A 16,139-nucleotide genomic window follows, 5' to 3' on the forward strand; every position below is an offset into this window, starting at 1 on the left:
GGCCCTGGAGGCCGCGTGACTTGTCATAGACATAGCCGCCGTTGAGCGAGAGCGAGATACCATTGTCGAAATTCCGGCTGTAATTGGCATTGAGCTCGACATTGTCCGAGGGCGCGACCAGCGTTCGAAACTCGCCAAGGCTAACCAGTGTGCCAGGTGCATCCTGAATGATGTCACGTTCGCTTTCGGTAATCGCGGTGTTATTCTGCCATTCCAGATTGATATTCAACCGGCTGTTCTTGCCAATGCGTGTGATGGTGGTCTCGACCTCGGACCGACCCTGCGCGCCGCGTGTCGGCACGCCATATTCGGCTGACGCGCTGACCCCGGTATAATTATCCTTGAGAATGAAGTTGATCACCCGTTGATCCGGACGATAGCCATAACGCAGCGCGAGCTCTTCAGGAAATACCTGCACGGTGCGGATAGCTTCGGGAGGAAGGTCGCGAATTTCCCGAAAACCCGAGGTCCGCTGGCCATTGATCAGGACAATCGGTCGCCCGCTGCCCCGGCCACGGCTGGAAGTGGTCTGGGACGATATAGCCTCAAGCAAATCCTGGACCGATGAAGCACCGAAACTGGCGATATCTCGCTCGCTCAGTTCGACGACCGGTGCGATTTCGGTGACAACGGAACCGCGGGTAAATTGCGCCGTGACGACGATTTCATCATCCGCATAATCCGACTCTGCGTCGGTAATTTGAGCGGCGGCGGGAGTCGCGAGCAGCATCCCTGCCAGAATGACGGGAGACGAGGCGAATAGGGATCGGGGAGAAGATATCATGATTTTGTTCATTAGCTTTAATAAGGGGGGATAGAAGATGTCCGAAGTGCCATGTAAATTGCGCTAGTGGTATAATATCTTTGTATTAAATTGTCGCAGGGTGATCTCAGCACTGCGGATATATTTATCCTTTTGGCAGATGCAGCTAATCCTTCCCTTTTTGCACTTTTGCCGTTATGGCGCACTGCAACACGCGGGATAGCCGCGATATTAGGGAAAATGCACCGCAATATGGCAAAAGAAGAACTGTTGGAAATGAAGGGACTGGTTCGCGAACTGCTCCCCAACGCCATGTTCCGGGTCGAGCTGGAAAACGGCCACGAGATTCTGGGACATACCGCTGGCAAAATGCGCAAGAATCGTATTCGCGTGCTGGTCGGTGATGAAGTGCTCGTAGAGCTTACCCCTTATGACCTGACCAAAGGTCGTATAACCTATCGTTTCAAGTAATGTAATGCCGTTCGTTCCGGGCCTGATGAAGGACGGCGATCGGCTAGCGTTGCGTTTGAATATCTGGCTTCGACAAGCACAGCCCGAACGGCTTAGAGGATGTTTACTGACATGAAACTGGTCCTCGCTTCTTCCAGCCCGCGCCGGCTGGAACTGCTCGGCCGTCTCGGCGTTACGCCGGACCGGATTATCTCTCCCGACATTGACGAGGCTCCGCGCAAGGATGAACTGCCGCGCGACTATGTCTTGCGCATGGCGCAGGAAAAGGCTGCGGCTGTCGAGCGCGAAGATCTGGAAATCCTGGTCGCCGGCGATACCACGGTTGCGGTCGGGCGCCGGATATTGGGTCAGGCCAGCGATGTGGCGGAGCAACGCAAATTTCTCGAACTGATCAGCGGGCGGCGGCATCATGTGATGTCGGCGGTCTGCGTGATCGCAGCCGACGGCACCGCGCGAACCAAATTGTCGGACAGCGTCGTCAAGTTCAAGCGTTTCGAGGCGCACGAGATCGAGGCCTATATCGCCACCGGCGAAGGGCAGGGCAAAGCGGGCGGCTATGCGATACAGGGCACTGCTGAGGCTTTCGTGACCTGGATGTCGGGCAGCTACAGCGGGATCATGGGCCTGCCATTATATGAAACACGCAATTTGCTGATCAGCGCGGGTTACCCTCTTGGCTGATTTCGCCCAAGGCTGGCTTTACGAAGCCGGGATCGGCGAGAGCCGCGCGTTGCGGCTGGAAAATGGCGAACTGATACAGATACGGGTCGAGCGGGCCGACGGAAGTGCCAGAGCGGGCGCAGTGGTCGACACGAAATTCACGCAGCAATGGGTGGCCGGAAGATCGGGTATTGTGACTCTTACTGACGGGCAAGAGGCTTTGTTGCAGCCGCTGCCGAGAGGACTGACCGAAGGATCGATGGTCAGGGTAGAGATTGTCCGTGCTGCAATTGTCGAGCGCGGCGGGCAGGCTAAGCGGGCCAAGGCGCGGCCAGCTGACATGGACAGTCCTTTGAGCGATGGTCCCGACCTGCTGGCGGAGATTGAAGCATCGGGCCTACCGGTCAAACAGGTTTACGCCCACGAGGCGGATCATTTTGCCCAGCACGGCTGGCACGAAGCGATTGAACAGGCGGAAACCGGCCGGATCGATTTCGAGGGCGGGAGCCTGCTGGTTTCGCTGACACCGGCGATGACATTGATTGACGTCGATGGTCCGCTGGCGTCTTTTGAACTGGCAAAGCGGGCAGCGAAGGAAGTCGCTCTGGCGATGGTGCGGTTAGATATCTCCGGCAATATCGGCGTTGATTTTCCTACGTTGCAGGCGAAGGCCGAGCGCGCCGCGGTTACTGCTATCTTTGATGACTATATGACCGCCAATTGCGAGCGCACGGCGATCAACGGCTTCGGCTTCATGCAGATCGTCAGCCGCAAGGTCCGGCCATCGGTACTGGAAATCGTGCAGGCCAATCGATCGGTCAATGCTGCGCTAAAATTGTTGCGCCAGGCGGAGCGTGATCGCGGAACCGGCGCCATGCAACTGGTGGCGCATCCTGCTGTTGCGAATCAAATGTCAGCGTCTTTGCTGGATGAACTGGCAAAGCGGACAGGACGTTCGATATCGGTTGAATCGCGCGGCGAAATGTCGATCGATGGCGCGATGATCGGATGATCATCATCGCTTGAGCGAGAGGATCGCAAGGCTTGCATTTCAGCGGGGCAATCGTCAAAGCCAGTGCATGACAGATATCATCCTTTACGACTATTGGCGCAGCTCGGCGAGCTACCGGGTGCGCATCGCGCTCAACCTCAAGGGCGTCTCTTACACCGCAATCAACACCAACCTGCTCGATGGCGACCAGAAGGCTCCGGCCTATGTTGCGCGCAATCCGCAAGGCTTCGTGCCGATGCTGTCGATTGACGGACATGATCTGACCCAGTCGCTGGCAATTATCGACTATCTCGATGCGAAATATGACGACCCGCCGATGGTTTCCAGTAACCCGGCAGAGCGGTCCAAAACCTTGGCGCAAGCTTTGGTCATCGCGGCGGATATTCACCCGGTGAACAATCTGCGGATTTTGAAATATCTCAAGAATGAACTGGGGCATGATCAGGAGGTTACTGACAACTGGTATCGTCAATGGATGGAAGAAGGTTTTGTCGCGCTGGAAGCTATGGCACCGGACACAGGCCTGTTCGGCGGCGAAAAGCCCAATCTGGCTGACGTCTGCCTTGTGCCGCAAATGTATAACGCGCGGCGTTTTAATCTCGACCTGTCGGCGTTCCCCAAGCTCGTACGGATTGATGGCGAATGCAACAAATTGGAGGCTTTCCAGAAAGCCGCTCCCGAAGCAGTGAAGGAAGATTGACATGACAATCGAAGGCGGATGTTATTGCGGCGCGGTGCGCTACAAGGCCGAAGGCGAGCCGATGCTGAAGGCGGAATGTTTCTGCCGCGAATGCCAATATACGACGGGCGGAAACAGCCTGCTTCTGATGGCGATGCCGGCGGATGGCTTTGAAATCACAAAAGGTGCGGTGAAGGGCTATAAGCGCGATGATCTTGAAAAGGGTGTGACCCGGGAATTCTGCGCCGATTGCGGTACCCATCTGGCTACCCGCGCACCGGGCTTTGAAGTGGCCGTGATCGTGAAAGTCGGGACGCTTGATGATCCGAGCGTTTTCGGAAAAGCGGATAGCGCCCATTTTGCTTGCGACGCGCAAGACTATCACCGGCTGCCAGAAGATATGCCGGTCCATCAGAAATGGATGAACAGCTAAACCATGAAACAATATTATTTTGCGCTGCCGTTGCTGGCTCCGCTGTGCTTGGCGAGTGTCCCTGCGTGGGGGCAAGATCAGGCTGGCAATCGCGACGACCAAATTGTCATCGCCGATATGCGTTTGCCAGAGATTGTCGTGACCGGACTGCCCGTTTCTCGGGGTGACAGCGCGTATAATGTGACCGATATCCAGATCAATTCTCTGGAAACGGTAGAAAATTCATTGCGGGATGTACCGGGGCTTCAGCAATTTCGCCGGTCAGACGCACGTTCTGCCAACCCGACTAGCCAAGGCGTCACCCTGCGCGGGCTTGGTGGTAACGCATCGTCTCGCGCTCTCCTGATACTGGATGGTGTCCCGCAGGCCGATCCGTTCGGCGGCTGGGTAGCTTGGCCCGGCTATGATGCGCTTGCCTTGAATAGTGCGCGGATAACCCGCGGCGGTGGTAGTGGCGCAGACGGACAGGGCGCGGTCTCCGGAACCATCGAATTGTTCAGCGACAATGTCGGCGACCGGATCGAACTGGGCGCTGCTTATGGCAGCCGCAACAGCGTCGATGCCGATCTGCTATTTGGCCGCGAACTGGGCCAGGGGCAGCTCACCATTTCCGCCAATTATGCGCGTGGCGACGGTTTCATTCCAGTCATCGAGGGGCAGCGCGGATCGGTCGATCGCCCGGCAGAATATGAGCAGGCCGGCCTTGCCATCCGCTTTGTTGCGCCGCTTTCCGACGCTATCGAATTGCAGACCAATGTCCGTGCCTTCACCGATGACCGTGAGCGTGGCTTTGCCTTTAGCGAAAATCATAATGATGGAGCGGATGCCAGCATCCGGCTGGTCGACCGCGCGTCCGACTGGCAATGGTCGGCTCTCGCCTATCTCCAGATCCGCAATTTCGACGTCAGCTTTGGCGGCGTCGATGATGACCGCAACGGGGTCAGCCGTGTCTTCGAACAGTTTAACGTTCCGTCCACCGGCCTTGGCGCGCGTTTTGAAGTGCGGCCTCCGGTCGGAGACAATGTCGAATTGCGTATCGGCGGCGACTGGCGACGGACCGAAGGGGTCACCAACGAGAATTTCTTCTTTGCCGATAACGACACACCACGCCGCAGCCGCAGGGCAGGCGGCAGCACCGCAACCTATGGCGGCTTTGTCGAAGCCAGCCTGCAGGCGAGCGATGCACTGGTCCTGACTGGTGGTGGTCGCATGGATTTCTGGTCGATCAATGACGGTTTTCGTAAAGAGATCGAGCTGATCAGTCCCTTCCCGGGTGCGGTGCGGACGGACGAGCAATTTGCCAAACGCAGCGGCAATGAATTTACCGGACGTGGCGGTTTCGCTTTCGACGCGACCGATATGCTCACCCTGCGTGGTGCCGCCTATCTCGGTTGGCGTTTGCCGACGTTGAACGAACTCTTCCGGCCCTTCCGGGTCGGCTCGGATGCCACCGCTGCCAACGAACTGCTGGAACCGGAACGGGTGAGGGGAGCGGAGCTCGGGCTCGACTGGAACAATGGATCTGTAAAGCTGGGCTTCACCGCATTTTATAATCAGCTGGATAACGCGGTAGCAAATGTGACCCTCGCGAACGGTCCGGGATTATTTCCGGGTGTGGGCTTTGTCGGGGCCGACGGAACTTACAGCCAGCGACAGAATCTCGAGGCGATAAAATCCAGGGGCATTGAAATCGACGCAGAGTTCGATCTAGGCGAACTGGCGGACGGTCTGACATTCCGCGCTGCCTATTCTTATGTCGATGCAGAGGTTGATAGCGTCGGCGCTGCTGCCGCGATCGATGGTTTGCGGCCAGCGCAGATACCACGGCATAATGCATCGGGCTCCATCCGCTGGGAAGATGATAACGGCACCGGCGCGAGCCTGTCGGCACGCTATGCCGGACAACAGTTCGAAGATGATGTGAATATTCTCAGTCTTGCTGATGCGTTCACGATAGACGGCCGGTTGGCGCTCGCCGTCAATGATCGGCTGCTGGTCGAAACCCGGGTTGAAAACCTCCTCGACACGCGGGTAGAGGCAGCCATCAGCAGTAATGGAATTATAGAACGTGCCTTCCCTCGGACATTTTGGATTGGACTTCGCGCCAGAATTGAATAAATATTACTTATGACCTTTAAGCTTGATGATTATCTGCCCTACCAGCTCTCGACGACCTCCAACGTCGTCAGCGACGTGATCGCGGGCGAGTATAAGAGCCTCTTTGGCCTCAAGATTCCGGAATGGCGGGTAATGTCGGTGCTTGGGACGCGCGGCGCCTCGACCCAGCGCCATTTGGTGGAGGCAACGTTGATGGACAAGGTGACCGTCAATCGGGCGGTCAAAAATCTGGTCGACCGCACCTTGCTCGAACGCAGCCCGAATACTGCCGATGGTCGTTCCCATCATCTGTTGCTGAGCAGCACGGGACGCGATCTATATGGTAAAATTCTGCCAGCCGCCCAAGCGATGGACAAGAAAATCATGTCGGTGCTCAGCGCGACGGAGAAAGCCGAATTATCTGCCATGCTGGCGAGGATAAAAAAATCGGCCGATACCATCGCGGCAGAATGAAAAAGAGCGGCAGTCACCTGCCGCTCTCTTGATCTGTTGGATTTATATCCCGCTATAGCATCGTATCGGAGATCGAGCAGGCTGCAGGGCCAAGGATAACGATAAACAGGACCGGCAGAATGAACATGATCAGCGGTATCGTCATGATAGCTGGCAAACGTGCCGCTTTTTCCTCTGCGCGCATCATCCGATCGTTACGGAATTCTGCCGAGAGAACGCGGAGCGAGGAAGCCAGGGGCGTACCATATTTCTCGGTCTGGATCATCGTCGTCACCACGCCTTTGACATGTTCAAGCGCGACACGATAAGCAAGATTTTCGAATGCTTGGCGCCGTTCGGTGAGGAAGCCCAACTCGATGGACGTCAGCGAGAATTCATCGGCCAGTTCCGGATAAGCGCTACCCAGTTCTTTTGAAACCCGTGCAAAGGCGGTATCGACCGTTAGTCCGGCTTCCGCACAAATCACGAGCAGATCAATAGCGTCGGGCAGGCCTTTGCGGATCAGATCGGTCCGTTTGGAGATCAGGTTATTAAGGTAGACATCAGCTGCCTTATATCCGCCTAGGGTTGCTCCGGCGAACACCGCAAAGCGTTTTATGTCGGACCAGTCAGCAAGATAGTCGAAGCCGTATATTGCCAGCGCCGCGCCACCTCCAAGAAGGATCGGCATAACCAGCCGACTGAATATGATGACAAAGGCCAGATCCTTCGAACGGATACCCGCTTGTGCCAGTTTCTGCTGCGCTTCCTTGACTTGAGTATCCTGCAATATCTGCATCGACGACAAGAAGTTGCGCATGCGATCCGTGGTATCGTTTTGCTGTACCAGCTTTGCGCGTTTTTTGGTGGTGGAAGCAGTGATGCCGGCCTTTAGCTGTTCACGGCGTTCGTTCAACGCCTTGACCCGTTTGGCCATAGGGTCTCTCACCGTGACAGCGGCATACATCGCAAAAAATACTGCCGCCGCTGCGACGGCCGACAATAATGTCGCCACCCACAGGACGTCTACGCCCATCAATGTTGGTCCGCCGCCGGTTGTCATTTGACTTGCACCTTCACCTTAAATCTCAAAATTGACCATTTTGGCCATGATGAACACGCCAATGCTCATCCATGTCAGGCCGCCCAAGCCTGCGATAATCAGACGTTCTTCGGAGAAAAATCCCGACAGATAGACTGGGTTCACGCTCCAAACCAATCCGAACACAATGAACGGCAGTGACCCCACGATATAGGCTGATGCCTTGGATTCTGAGGACATGGCTTTGATCTTGAGCTTCATCTGCCCACGCTTGCGGAGCACTTCAGCCAGGTTGGACAGCGTTTCTGCGAGGTTACCACCGGTCTCGCGCTGAATGGCCAAAGTGATACAGAAGAATTTGAATTCCGGTGTTTCCATGCGCTTTGCGCTTTCCTGCAGCGCATCTTCCATCGTCTGGCCGATCTTGATCCGATCGACAACCTTCTGGAATTCCTCGCCAACCGGCCCGCCAATCTCTTTGGCAACCACGCCGATCGTTTCGGTAACCGGCAGGCCTGAACGCAGACCGCGAACGAGCAGCTCAATGGCGTCAGGGAACGATGCGGTAAACTTGCCGACCCTTCGTTTTATCAGAAATCCGACAACGAAATGGGGCAGTCCGGCACCGGTAAGCAGACCGATGGACAAACATAGCATGAGCGGTGCGCCTTGCAGCAGCAGCAGTCCGAACACGATCGTGAAAATCCCGCCCACCGCGTAGAAAAAATAGGACAGCGGCCAGCGCTTTCCGGTTTTCTCCAGCCGGATAGCCAGGGTTTCCATCTTGGTCATGGTTTCGCCCTTGGGGCGCGTCGTTTTGCGACGCGCCGAGAGCGCTTTCTTCATTTGTGCTTCAACCTGCACATTGGCACTATCGGAATGACGATATTTGACCTTGTCGAGCCGCCGAGTCTTCGCCTTCCCTACAGATGGCCCGACAAATGCGAACATGACCAGCAGCAACACCACCAGAACACCAGCACTCACCATCGCAATTTGCATCATACCCATAGTCTAATTCCTTTTAAGCTGAAGAAAGTTTGCACCCGCTTCAGACTTTAGGAGCCGCCTCTTTGACTTTTTTCGACGGGAGAAATGACTTGAAATCTCCCAGTTTACCCATGAACGACTGTTTGTCGCCAGACCCTGCTTCGTCATCACTACCGTCTACCGAACCAAGCACGAGGTTGGTCAGTTCGACGATTTTCGCAGAGGCTTTGCTGGACTTGCCGGCTTCGACCAGCGCTTGACCCAATTTTGCAGATTGCGCCGCAGTTTTTGCGTCATAGGGAATCAGGATGTCGATTTTGCGCTCGATCGAGCTTTCAAAATCCTGACGGCTGATTTCCAGATTGCTGGTTTGTACCTTGTTGGCAACGACATAGACCTTGCTCTGCGCTGCATGGGATTTCAGCCATGACAGCAAACGGATGCAGTCTCGGGCCGACGCCAGGGTCAGTTCAGTGGCGATGATCGTCGCATTCACATCGCCGAGGAGATGCGGATAATTTATCAGCATGTCGCGTGGCAAATCGATCACGGTGCAATCGAAGGCCGCCCGGAATTCTTCCTGTAGCTGGAAGAAGGCAGTGCCATCGGTCATCATCGGTGAGTTGATCGGTGCTTCCGCCGAAAGCAGCGACAATTTGTCATTTGCCTTGATCATAGCGCGTTCAATGAACAGGCCATCGATCCGGCTCGGATTGTCAATCGCATCGGTAAGGCCGCGACCGGGCTCCAGATCCAGCGACAGCGCGCCGGTTCCGAAATGGACGTCAAGATCCAGCAATGCTGTCAGACGTTCCTTCTCCTGGCTGAGCAACCAGGCCAGCGAAGTGGCAATGGTCGAAGCTCCGACGCCGCCGCGCGTGCCGATTACTGCTGTCGAAACATGCGGTTTTTCGGCTTGCCCATCATCATTTTTCGGGGCGTTGAGTACGGCTTGGGCCTGGCCCAAGACTTCACGCAACTGGTCCGGTGTAAACGGCTTCAGCAGATAATCCTGCAAGCCGCTGACAATCAGATCGCGATAGAGGCGCACGTCATTGACCTGACCCATGGCAATCACAACCGTGCCGGGTTCACAGACCTCAGCCAGCGAATTGATGTCATTCAATGGATCGCCTGATTCCGACAAGTCGACCAGCAAGATGTTGGGACTGGCAGAAATCGAGAGGTTTTGAACGGCGTTGCGTAGCCCGCCCATGTTGCATTTGTCGGCTGACCAACCCATTTCTTCGACAACCGGACGAAGTAAGTCCAGCGTGTCGTCATCGCAAACAAATGCGGCAAATGGATCACGTCCGCTAATCGAGCCTGGTTTCCAGGGAGCGTTCATTATTGTCCTCCAACTTTCTTGTCACGATAGGCACGAATGGCCTTGGAAGCCTGCGCCTGATCTTCGCTAGTGGCATTCTTGCCGCGGATCAGATCCTCTGGATCGGCAATCATTGCCGCCATGGTGCTGTTGGTTCCACAACCATAGTTGGCGCTAGTCCGCGCCTGAAAATCGGTGTGGCTGCGATGGCTGAAATCGGGGCATCCCGGTACCGAAGCCGAAGTGCGCGACACAACGACCCGCATCAAGCCGGACGGGACATGGCCTTCGGTAATTGGCGCTTTTTCGCTAACCAGCAGACCATAGCGGGCCACGATGGACTCGACCGCATTCTTGGCCAAGGTACTCGCAGAATAGCCGGGATCATCAATCGCAACGCGATCACCATAGCCGAGTTCCAGAGCGTCAAACCAACCCGAAAGGCGGTCTTGCTCTGAGGTAGACAATCCGCCGTTCCCAGCGCTCAGGTCCAGCACATAGTTTGTTTTGGAAACAACTGGCTGGCGTTCGCTATTGACGCTGCGGTTGGCGGTGGTGCTGCCACAAGCCGCAACCGAGAGACCGAGGGCGGTAATGAGTGCCATTGAAACGATGCGCATGATCTGTTCTCCTGATCGGGCTTATTTGTCGAAGCTGAAACCGGGAGCAGCGCTGCCGGACTTCTTGGATTTTTGAGCTGATTTGGCAGGACCTTGAGTGTCCAGGCTACCAAAAGTCTGCCCTTCCGGTGCAGCCGGAGCGAGTGTCGGTTTTGGACGATCGCCACCGGAACCGGAATGATTACGGTTCATCAGGAACCGTTCCGCATCATTGGCGGCCTTGAAGCCGTCGGTGGGCAGAACGATCTCGCTGTCGTTGACCGGTTTCACAAGATAAGGCGTGACGACGATCATCAGTTCGGTTTCATTCCGACGATAGCCGTCGGACTTGAACAAGGAGCCGAGGATCGGAACATCTGCCAGACCCGGGGTTTTATCGATCGCAGAATTATAGCTATTCTGCATCAGGCCAGCGATCATGAAGCTTTCCCCCGAACCGAGTTCGACGGTGGTTTCCGCCCGTCGGGTTGATACAGCGGGAATGCTGAAGCCATTGATGACAACCGCGCCGTTTGAGGTAATTTCCGATACTTCAGGCGCAACGCGGATCGAAATCCGGCCGTTGGAGAGAACGGTAGGGGTGTAAGACAGGCTGACACCGTAATTTTTATACTCGACGGAAATTTCACCCAGTCCGGTTGAAAGTGGAATAGGGAACTCGCCGCCAGCGAGGAAAGTCGCGGTTTCTCCGGATATCGTGGTCAGATTTGGTGAAGCGAGAGTGCTCACCAGTCCGGCCCGTTCCGACACATCCAATGCCGTCGCTATGTCGACGCCGAACAGGCGGCCCGCCGCCTGGATGGTGTTCAGACCAGCTCCGAGGGCTGGATTGAATTGTGTCCCGCCCGGAGTCACGAACTGACCCGTAGATGGATTGAACGGAAGCGAAATTGAACCTGCAGGCAAGCCAAACAGTTGCGATGCATCCAGATTAGGAAAGCCTGCAGTGTTGAAATCGGTGATCGTACCGAAATTGCGCCCGCGTGACACTCCGAATTGGAAGCCACCGGTTGTATCCCGGGTCAGCAGGTTACCGTTAATTTCCTTGGCTAACGACCGGCTGACTTCAGCAAAACGAACTTTCAGATTGACCTGCATCGGCGTCGCCGTTTTCAAACGGCTGACGACACGCGTGCCGTCGCCGACAAAAGCCTGCACAAGATTTTCTGCTTCTTCGGCATCACTCGGATTGGCGATGGTGCCGGTCAAGAGTACGAAATTATTGGTCGTACTGACGGCAATATTCGCTTCCGGCATCGCTAGGCTGAGCATTTGGTCGATAGAAGAGATTTCCGCGCCTACGGCGATTTCAGCTGAGTAGACGACCTTTCCGGTAGAGCTGGTTGCGTAGAAGCTGGTCTGGCCACCTTTTTTACCGAAAATGTAGATCTGACGCGGTGAGCGTACCTGAACATCGGCAATGTTGTTATCGGCAATGAAGATATCTTCAATGGACGATGGCAGGGTGATCAGCTTACCGCGGCCAACCGCGATAGAGATGTTGGAATTCGGCTGCGACACGCTGACCGACTGAGCGTTCAGAGGTGTTGCATTGTTGGCAGCCAGGGCCAATGCGAGGGCAGCCACGACGGCAACGCCCATTGCTTTTTTCACCGAACGGCTATGCTGTGCATATTCTACGGCCATTACTTGTCTCCAAACTCGATATCAGCGACCGTGTTGCCGCGTGCGACGCGGACCACCGGACCTCTAGGTTTCTCTTCCTTAGTCAGGGCCGGTGGTGAGCGCGTTTCAAAGCGCGATACGTCGCCACCGGTCGAGAAGGTTGATTTTTTGCTGCTTGGTCGCGCGGCCAGCGAACGGAGCATGTCGGCTTCAAGTACCGGATCATCCGTTTTCGGCAGCTTGATTGCGCCAGAAGCAATGGCTTCTTCCAGTTCGGCAGCACTGTCTGCCAGGGAACGGAGAGATAGGCTCAAAGTGCCCAGGGTCTGGGCGACCGAGATCTGCTCGGCAATTTTGGGAGTAGCTTCCAGAGTGACCAGCTTGGCTTTCTGGGCGACCTGCTGTCCTGCTTCATCCGTTGTGGCTGTAATCCGGTTGTCGGTAGCCAAAACCCGCAGATTGCGGATCACGGTTTCTGAAACCTTGAGTTCCGGACCCTCACCCTTCACGGACTGGGTCAGCATCAAGTCAACCCGGTCACCCGGGAAAACAAAGCCCGCGACACCGGTCAGGCCGGACACAGGAATTGTAACTGCGCGCATTCCGGGGCCGAGTGCAGCAGCAAGGAAGCCGCGATCACCCGGAGCAACAAGCGAACCTTTGGTCATCGGCTGACCCGCCGTAATCGCATTGCGCACAACGGTGCCGGTCAGCGTTTCCAAGTCGGTGCCCGTTTTCTTGAAATAGACGTCCTCGACCAGGTTTTTCGGCCAAGGCTGGAAACGGAAGCTGTCGGGCGTGATAATTGTGCCGACTGGAAGCGCGCGGGTTGCGACAAGGATTTCCTCACCGAGCACTTCGGTCTTTCTTGCTTCCGCCTGTGGCGCGGAGGCACCATCAAACATGTTCTTGGCAAGCATTGCCGTGACCGCAGCCACGATCAGTGCGCCTACCAGCAAAATGATCTTCTTCTTGTCCATGACGTTTCACGCCTCCTGAATGCCCCCGCCCGAATGGTTCCATTGGCGGTCATTTCCTCTTTCGAGTAAAATGGTTAAAATATCGTTTGTGAACTTTGCCCCACAATGCCCCAGATGGTCCAAAGCCCCGAAAAGGCGATGGCAACACCATAGGGAACCTTTATTGGACCCTCGGTCTTTTTGATTCTCTTGCTGATCATCATTAACAGCGTCAGCACGCCGCCAGCGATTGACATGATCAGCAGCAGCTCCAGAAATGTCAGCCAATCTATCCAGAAGGCTAGGGCGGTCAGCAGTTTGACGTCACCGCCACCCATCGCGCCGATCGCGAACATTCCGGCGAATATGGTAAATGTTACAGCAGCCAAACCGATTTGCCCGACGATGTCCGGCCAGAATGTCATGCCGCTGGCAATCCAGAAGACCGGAGCGACCACCGCAATGCCGAGATTCAGCCAGTTCGAGATATGCCGGCTTTTGAGGTCGGTTATCGCTGCGACAATCAGTGCAATTGCCAATCCGCCCCAGAGCAAGTAGATGAATGTTTCGTTATCCATAGACAGACCGTCTAGTTAATTTGCCTTACCAAATAGTAACCACGATTCCCGGAGCGGTTTTTATCTTCCGACACTGTGACAATGACAAAGCGTGATATGACAGACTTGCAAGCTGAGCGTTTTGATCGCCGGGCGATTCCCGAAGATGCTGAAGAACAGACCTGGACCGGGCCGGATGGCTGGGAGTTCAGGCAATTGGAATGGCGGCAGGACGACCCGAGAGGATCGGTCTTGTTCATGACCGGGCGAGCCGACTTCTACGAAAAATATCTCGAGACATTTCATGACTTCCACGTGCGCGGCTGGAATATCACCACGGTGGACTGGCGCGGGCAAGGCGGATCTGGGCGTTGCGGTGCCCATCCCCATGTCGGTCATATCGATGATTTTTCCACATGGACAGGCGATCTGGCGGCATTATTTGATCAATGGCAGGCCAGCCATCCAGGGCCGCATGTTGTGCTTGGTCACAGCATGGGCGGACATTTGGTTTTGCGGGCGCTGACCGAGAAGCTCATTCAGCCCGATGCTGCGATATTGAGCGCGCCGATGCTGGCCCCCGCTGGCGGCGGCATGCCGGAATGGACCGCGCAATTGATCGCCAAGTTCATGTGTATATTTGGTCGTTCGGAACGGCGTGCCTGGAAGGCGGCTGATAATCCGCTGGAACCGCAAGTGCTGCGCCAGGGCTTGTTGACTCACGATGCCGCCCGATATTCGGACGAGTTTTTCTGGTTTCGGGAGCGTCCCTTCGTACGTCTGGGACCGGCAAGCTGGCGCTGGGTCGAACGGGCTTATGCCTCGACCAGAAGGTTGCGGAACCGGAAAAGGTTGATTCGAATGGATGTCCCGATCCTGATATTGGCAACCTCGACCGACGAACTCGTGGATCATTCAACGATTGAGCGCGCGATGCATCTGATGCCAAAAGCCGAGATGAAACTGTTCGGACCAGAATCCGCCCACGAGATTTTTCGCGAAGTTGACGATGTCCGCGATTTGGCGCTCAGCGCCTGTTTTTCCTTTCTTGACCGAGTAGCCCCCAAAAAATGAAACAATTTGATGTCGTTATAATCGGCGCCGGCATTGCCGGAGCCAGTATCGCCTCGGAAATAGGCGCGGATCGCTCGGTTCTCCTGCTTGAGGCCGAAGATCATCCTGGCTATCATTCGACCGGTCGCTCGGCAGCTTTCTGGACCGAAACCTATGGCGGCCCCCGGGTTCAGCCGCTGACATCGGCTTCACGTGCATTTCTCGACAATCCGCCGGCAGATTTCGCACCCACCGGTTTCCTTCGTCCGCGCGGCGCGATCAACATTGCCCAGGACGAACAGCGCGATCTTGCCGATCAGTTTCTCGCGGATTTTGATGGCAGCGGACTGACTATGGACCGCTGGTCGTGGGAGGAAGCAATTGCCCTAGTTCCCGATTTGAAGCCGATCTGGAAACATGCAGTTTACGAACCGGATTGCCGCGATATTGATGTCGCTGCACTGCATGCCGCCTATCTGAGAGATGCCAAGCGCAAGTCAGTGGTATTGATATGCCGGGCTCCGGTGAGCCAGATTACGAAGAATGACCGGGGTTGGGAGTTGATCGCCAGGGACGAAAGCTATCAGGCGACTGTGCTGGTCAACGCAGCCGGTGCCTGGGCGGATTCGATCGCCCGCCTTGCCGGCGTTCAGGCAATCGGTATCCAGCCGCTGATCCGTAACATGGTCCAGATCGAGACCGATCCTCCGTCATCACCAGACATGCCGCTGGTTGTCGGACTGGATGGCAGTTTCTATTTCAAACCGGAATCGGGCGGCAGCTATTGGCTCAGCCCGCATGACGAAATTCCATCCGAGCCTGGCGATGTCGCGCCGGACGAACTCAGCGTTGCGACCGCCATCGACCGGTTTGAGAAGGCGCTGGATGTGCGGGTTAAACGGGTGAGTCGAAAATGGGCCGGCCTTCGCAGCTTTGCGCCTGACCGTCTGCCGGTGATCGGATTTGATTCTGCAGCCAGCGATTTTTTCTGGTTTGCCGGGCAGGGTGGTTTCGGTATCCAGACCGCCCCGGCCGCCGCGAAGCTGGCCCGGTCGGTCCTGCTCGGGCAGGCTCCGGATGAAAGCCTGAACGCTGTCGATGCCGAGCTCTACGCGGCATCTCGCTTTTCCTAGGAAACAATGTTTTACAAGCGGGTCGTTGCGCTAGCCGGTTGAAGGTCTATGTTTCTTGCCACTCAACAGAAGGAGAGCATCGACATGGCGCATAAATTCGAAATCTGGAAAGACAAGAAGGGCGAGTTTCGCGTTCGCTTCAAATATAATAGCGAAATCATCTTCTCGACCGAAGGCTATTCCAGCAAAGCCAGCGCCAAGAACGCGATCAGCTCGATCCTGAAAAACGGGCCGAATGCCGAGATTGAAGACAATAGTTAGGGA

Annotated in this window: 17 protein-coding genes and 1 pseudogene; 10 read left to right on the plus strand and 8 right to left on the minus strand. The window is 55.9% G+C overall.

Features of this window, described 5'->3' with window-relative positions; genetic code table 11:
- A pseudogene (locus tag V7680_RS04810) lies at window positions 1-784 on the minus strand (hypothetical protein); the annotation flags it as partial.
- A gap of 231 nt (window positions 785-1,015) precedes the next feature.
- On the opposite strand from V7680_RS04810, the gene infA reads away from it, so the two are divergent.
- The 7 genes from infA to V7680_RS04845 all read left to right on the plus strand — a co-directional run bounded on the left by infA (window position 1,016) and on the right by V7680_RS04845 (window position 6,589).
- The gene (gene infA / locus V7680_RS04815; RefSeq protein WP_176278141.1) at window positions 1,016-1,234 is read left to right on the plus strand and encodes a translation initiation factor IF-1; all 219 of its coding nucleotides are present in this window, start codon (window positions 1,016-1,018) and stop codon (window positions 1,232-1,234) included.
- Window positions 1,235-1,345: 111 nt separating this feature from the next.
- Window positions 1,346-1,915: a Maf family protein gene (locus V7680_RS04820; RefSeq protein WP_335652155.1), complete on the plus strand. Its 570-nt coding sequence runs from the start codon at window positions 1,346-1,348 to the stop codon at window positions 1,913-1,915.
- Window positions 1,908-2,906 (plus strand): ribonuclease E/G, encoded by a 999-nt coding sequence (locus V7680_RS04825; protein WP_335652156.1) that lies wholly within the window; start codon window positions 1,908-1,910, stop codon window positions 2,904-2,906. Before V7680_RS04820 ends, V7680_RS04825 begins: the two co-directional genes overlap by 8 nt.
- 67 nt (window positions 2,907-2,973) lie before the next feature.
- The gene (gene maiA / locus V7680_RS04830; RefSeq protein WP_335652157.1) at window positions 2,974-3,606 is read left to right on the plus strand and encodes a maleylacetoacetate isomerase; all 633 of its coding nucleotides are present in this window, start codon (window positions 2,974-2,976) and stop codon (window positions 3,604-3,606) included.
- A 1-nt stretch (window position 3,607) separates the two neighbouring features.
- Window positions 3,608-4,018: a GFA family protein gene (locus V7680_RS04835; RefSeq protein ID WP_335652158.1), complete on the plus strand. Its 411-nt coding sequence runs from the start codon at window positions 3,608-3,610 to the stop codon at window positions 4,016-4,018.
- 3 nt (window positions 4,019-4,021) lie between these two features.
- Window positions 4,022-6,136 (plus strand): TonB-dependent receptor, encoded by a 2,115-nt coding sequence (locus V7680_RS04840; RefSeq protein ID WP_335652159.1) that lies wholly within the window; start codon window positions 4,022-4,024, stop codon window positions 6,134-6,136.
- Between the two features lie 9 nt (window positions 6,137-6,145).
- A complete protein-coding gene (locus V7680_RS04845; protein WP_335652160.1) occupies window positions 6,146-6,589 on the plus strand; it encodes a MarR family winged helix-turn-helix transcriptional regulator in 444 nt (147 codons plus the stop codon).
- A 52-nt stretch (window positions 6,590-6,641) separates the two neighbouring features.
- On the opposite strand, the gene V7680_RS04850 is transcribed toward V7680_RS04845, so the two are convergent.
- The 7 genes from V7680_RS04850 to V7680_RS04880 form a co-directional block, all read right to left on the minus strand.
- Window positions 6,642-7,631 (minus strand): type II secretion system F family protein, encoded by a 990-nt coding sequence (locus tag V7680_RS04850; protein ID WP_335652161.1) that lies wholly within the window; start codon window positions 7,629-7,631, stop codon window positions 6,642-6,644.
- Window positions 7,632-7,649: 18 nt separating this feature from the next.
- Window positions 7,650-8,621 (minus strand): type II secretion system F family protein, encoded by a 972-nt coding sequence (locus V7680_RS04855; RefSeq protein ID WP_335652162.1) that lies wholly within the window; start codon window positions 8,619-8,621, stop codon window positions 7,650-7,652.
- Between the two features lie 40 nt (window positions 8,622-8,661).
- On the minus strand, window positions 8,662-9,948 hold the full coding sequence (locus V7680_RS04860) for an AAA family ATPase (protein WP_335652163.1): 1,287 nt from the start codon (window positions 9,946-9,948) through the stop codon (window positions 8,662-8,664).
- Window positions 9,948-10,547, minus strand: a complete 600-nt coding sequence (locus V7680_RS04865; protein ID WP_335652164.1) for a CpaD family pilus assembly protein — start codon at window positions 10,545-10,547, stop codon at window positions 9,948-9,950. The genes V7680_RS04860 and V7680_RS04865 overlap by 1 nt, the downstream gene beginning before the upstream one ends.
- A gap of 21 nt (window positions 10,548-10,568) precedes the next feature.
- The gene (locus V7680_RS04870) at window positions 10,569-12,194 is read right to left on the minus strand and encodes a type II and III secretion system protein family protein (RefSeq protein ID WP_335652165.1); all 1,626 of its coding nucleotides are present in this window, start codon (window positions 12,192-12,194) and stop codon (window positions 10,569-10,571) included.
- Window positions 12,194-13,153: a Flp pilus assembly protein CpaB gene (gene cpaB / locus V7680_RS04875; protein ID WP_335652166.1), complete on the minus strand. Its 960-nt coding sequence runs from the start codon at window positions 13,151-13,153 to the stop codon at window positions 12,194-12,196. The genes V7680_RS04870 and cpaB overlap by 1 nt, the downstream gene beginning before the upstream one ends.
- A gap of 74 nt (window positions 13,154-13,227) precedes the next feature.
- A complete protein-coding gene (locus tag V7680_RS04880; protein WP_335652167.1) occupies window positions 13,228-13,710 on the minus strand; it encodes an A24 family peptidase in 483 nt (160 codons plus the stop codon).
- Window positions 13,711-13,806: 96 nt separating this feature from the next.
- On the opposite strand from V7680_RS04880, the gene V7680_RS04885 reads away from it, so the two are divergent.
- The 3 genes from V7680_RS04885 to V7680_RS04895 all read left to right on the plus strand — a co-directional run bounded on the left by V7680_RS04885 (window position 13,807) and on the right by V7680_RS04895 (window position 16,136).
- On the plus strand, window positions 13,807-14,763 hold the full coding sequence (locus tag V7680_RS04885; RefSeq protein WP_335652168.1) for an alpha/beta hydrolase: 957 nt from the start codon (window positions 13,807-13,809) through the stop codon (window positions 14,761-14,763).
- Window positions 14,760-15,875 carry an NAD(P)/FAD-dependent oxidoreductase gene (locus V7680_RS04890; RefSeq protein WP_335652169.1) on the plus strand — a complete coding sequence of 372 codons (1,116 nt, stop codon included), beginning with the start codon at window positions 14,760-14,762 and terminating at the stop codon, window positions 15,873-15,875. The genes V7680_RS04885 and V7680_RS04890 overlap by 4 nt, the downstream gene beginning before the upstream one ends.
- 84 nt (window positions 15,876-15,959) lie before the next feature.
- Window positions 15,960-16,136: a YegP family protein gene (locus tag V7680_RS04895; RefSeq protein ID WP_335652170.1), complete on the plus strand. Its 177-nt coding sequence runs from the start codon at window positions 15,960-15,962 to the stop codon at window positions 16,134-16,136.
- Window positions 16,137-16,139 lie beyond the last annotated feature (3 nt).

Source organism: Parasphingorhabdus sp. (genome assembly GCF_036963705.1).
Lineage (GTDB): Bacteria > Pseudomonadota > Alphaproteobacteria > Sphingomonadales > Sphingomonadaceae > Parasphingorhabdus.

Excerpts from the sequence above, each read along its gene's own strand:
- infA (WP_176278141.1), top strand. The coding sequence starts at position 1,016 with ATGGCAAAAGAAGAACTGTTGGAAATGAAGGGACTGGTTCGCGAACTG.
- V7680_RS04820 (WP_335652155.1), top strand. The coding sequence starts at position 1,346 with ATGAAACTGGTCCTCGCTTCTTCCAGCCCGCGCCGGCTGGAACTGCTC.
- maiA (WP_335652157.1), top strand. The coding sequence starts at position 2,974 with ATGACAGATATCATCCTTTACGACTATTGGCGCAGCTCGGCGAGCTAC.
- V7680_RS04835 (WP_335652158.1), top strand. The coding sequence starts at position 3,608 with ATGACAATCGAAGGCGGATGTTATTGCGGCGCGGTGCGCTACAAGGCC.
- V7680_RS04840 (WP_335652159.1), top strand. The coding sequence starts at position 4,022 with ATGAAACAATATTATTTTGCGCTGCCGTTGCTGGCTCCGCTGTGCTTG.
- V7680_RS04845 (WP_335652160.1), top strand. The coding sequence starts at position 6,146 with ATGACCTTTAAGCTTGATGATTATCTGCCCTACCAGCTCTCGACGACC.
- V7680_RS04850 (WP_335652161.1), bottom strand. The coding sequence starts at position 7,631 with ATGACAACCGGCGGCGGACCAACATTGATGGGCGTAGACGTCCTGTGG.
- V7680_RS04855 (WP_335652162.1), bottom strand. The coding sequence starts at position 8,621 with ATGGGTATGATGCAAATTGCGATGGTGAGTGCTGGTGTTCTGGTGGTG.
- V7680_RS04860 (WP_335652163.1), bottom strand. The coding sequence starts at position 9,948 with ATGAACGCTCCCTGGAAACCAGGCTCGATTAGCGGACGTGATCCATTT.
- V7680_RS04865 (WP_335652164.1), bottom strand. The coding sequence starts at position 10,547 with ATGCGCATCGTTTCAATGGCACTCATTACCGCCCTCGGTCTCTCGGTT.
- V7680_RS04870 (WP_335652165.1), bottom strand. The coding sequence starts at position 12,194 with ATGGCCGTAGAATATGCACAGCATAGCCGTTCGGTGAAAAAAGCAATG.
- cpaB (WP_335652166.1), bottom strand. The coding sequence starts at position 13,153 with ATGGACAAGAAGAAGATCATTTTGCTGGTAGGCGCACTGATCGTGGCT.
- V7680_RS04880 (WP_335652167.1), bottom strand. The coding sequence starts at position 13,710 with ATGGATAACGAAACATTCATCTACTTGCTCTGGGGCGGATTGGCAATT.
- V7680_RS04885 (WP_335652168.1), top strand. The coding sequence starts at position 13,807 with ATGACAGACTTGCAAGCTGAGCGTTTTGATCGCCGGGCGATTCCCGAA.
- V7680_RS04890 (WP_335652169.1), top strand. The coding sequence starts at position 14,760 with ATGAAACAATTTGATGTCGTTATAATCGGCGCCGGCATTGCCGGAGCC.
- V7680_RS04895 (WP_335652170.1), top strand. The coding sequence starts at position 15,960 with ATGGCGCATAAATTCGAAATCTGGAAAGACAAGAAGGGCGAGTTTCGC.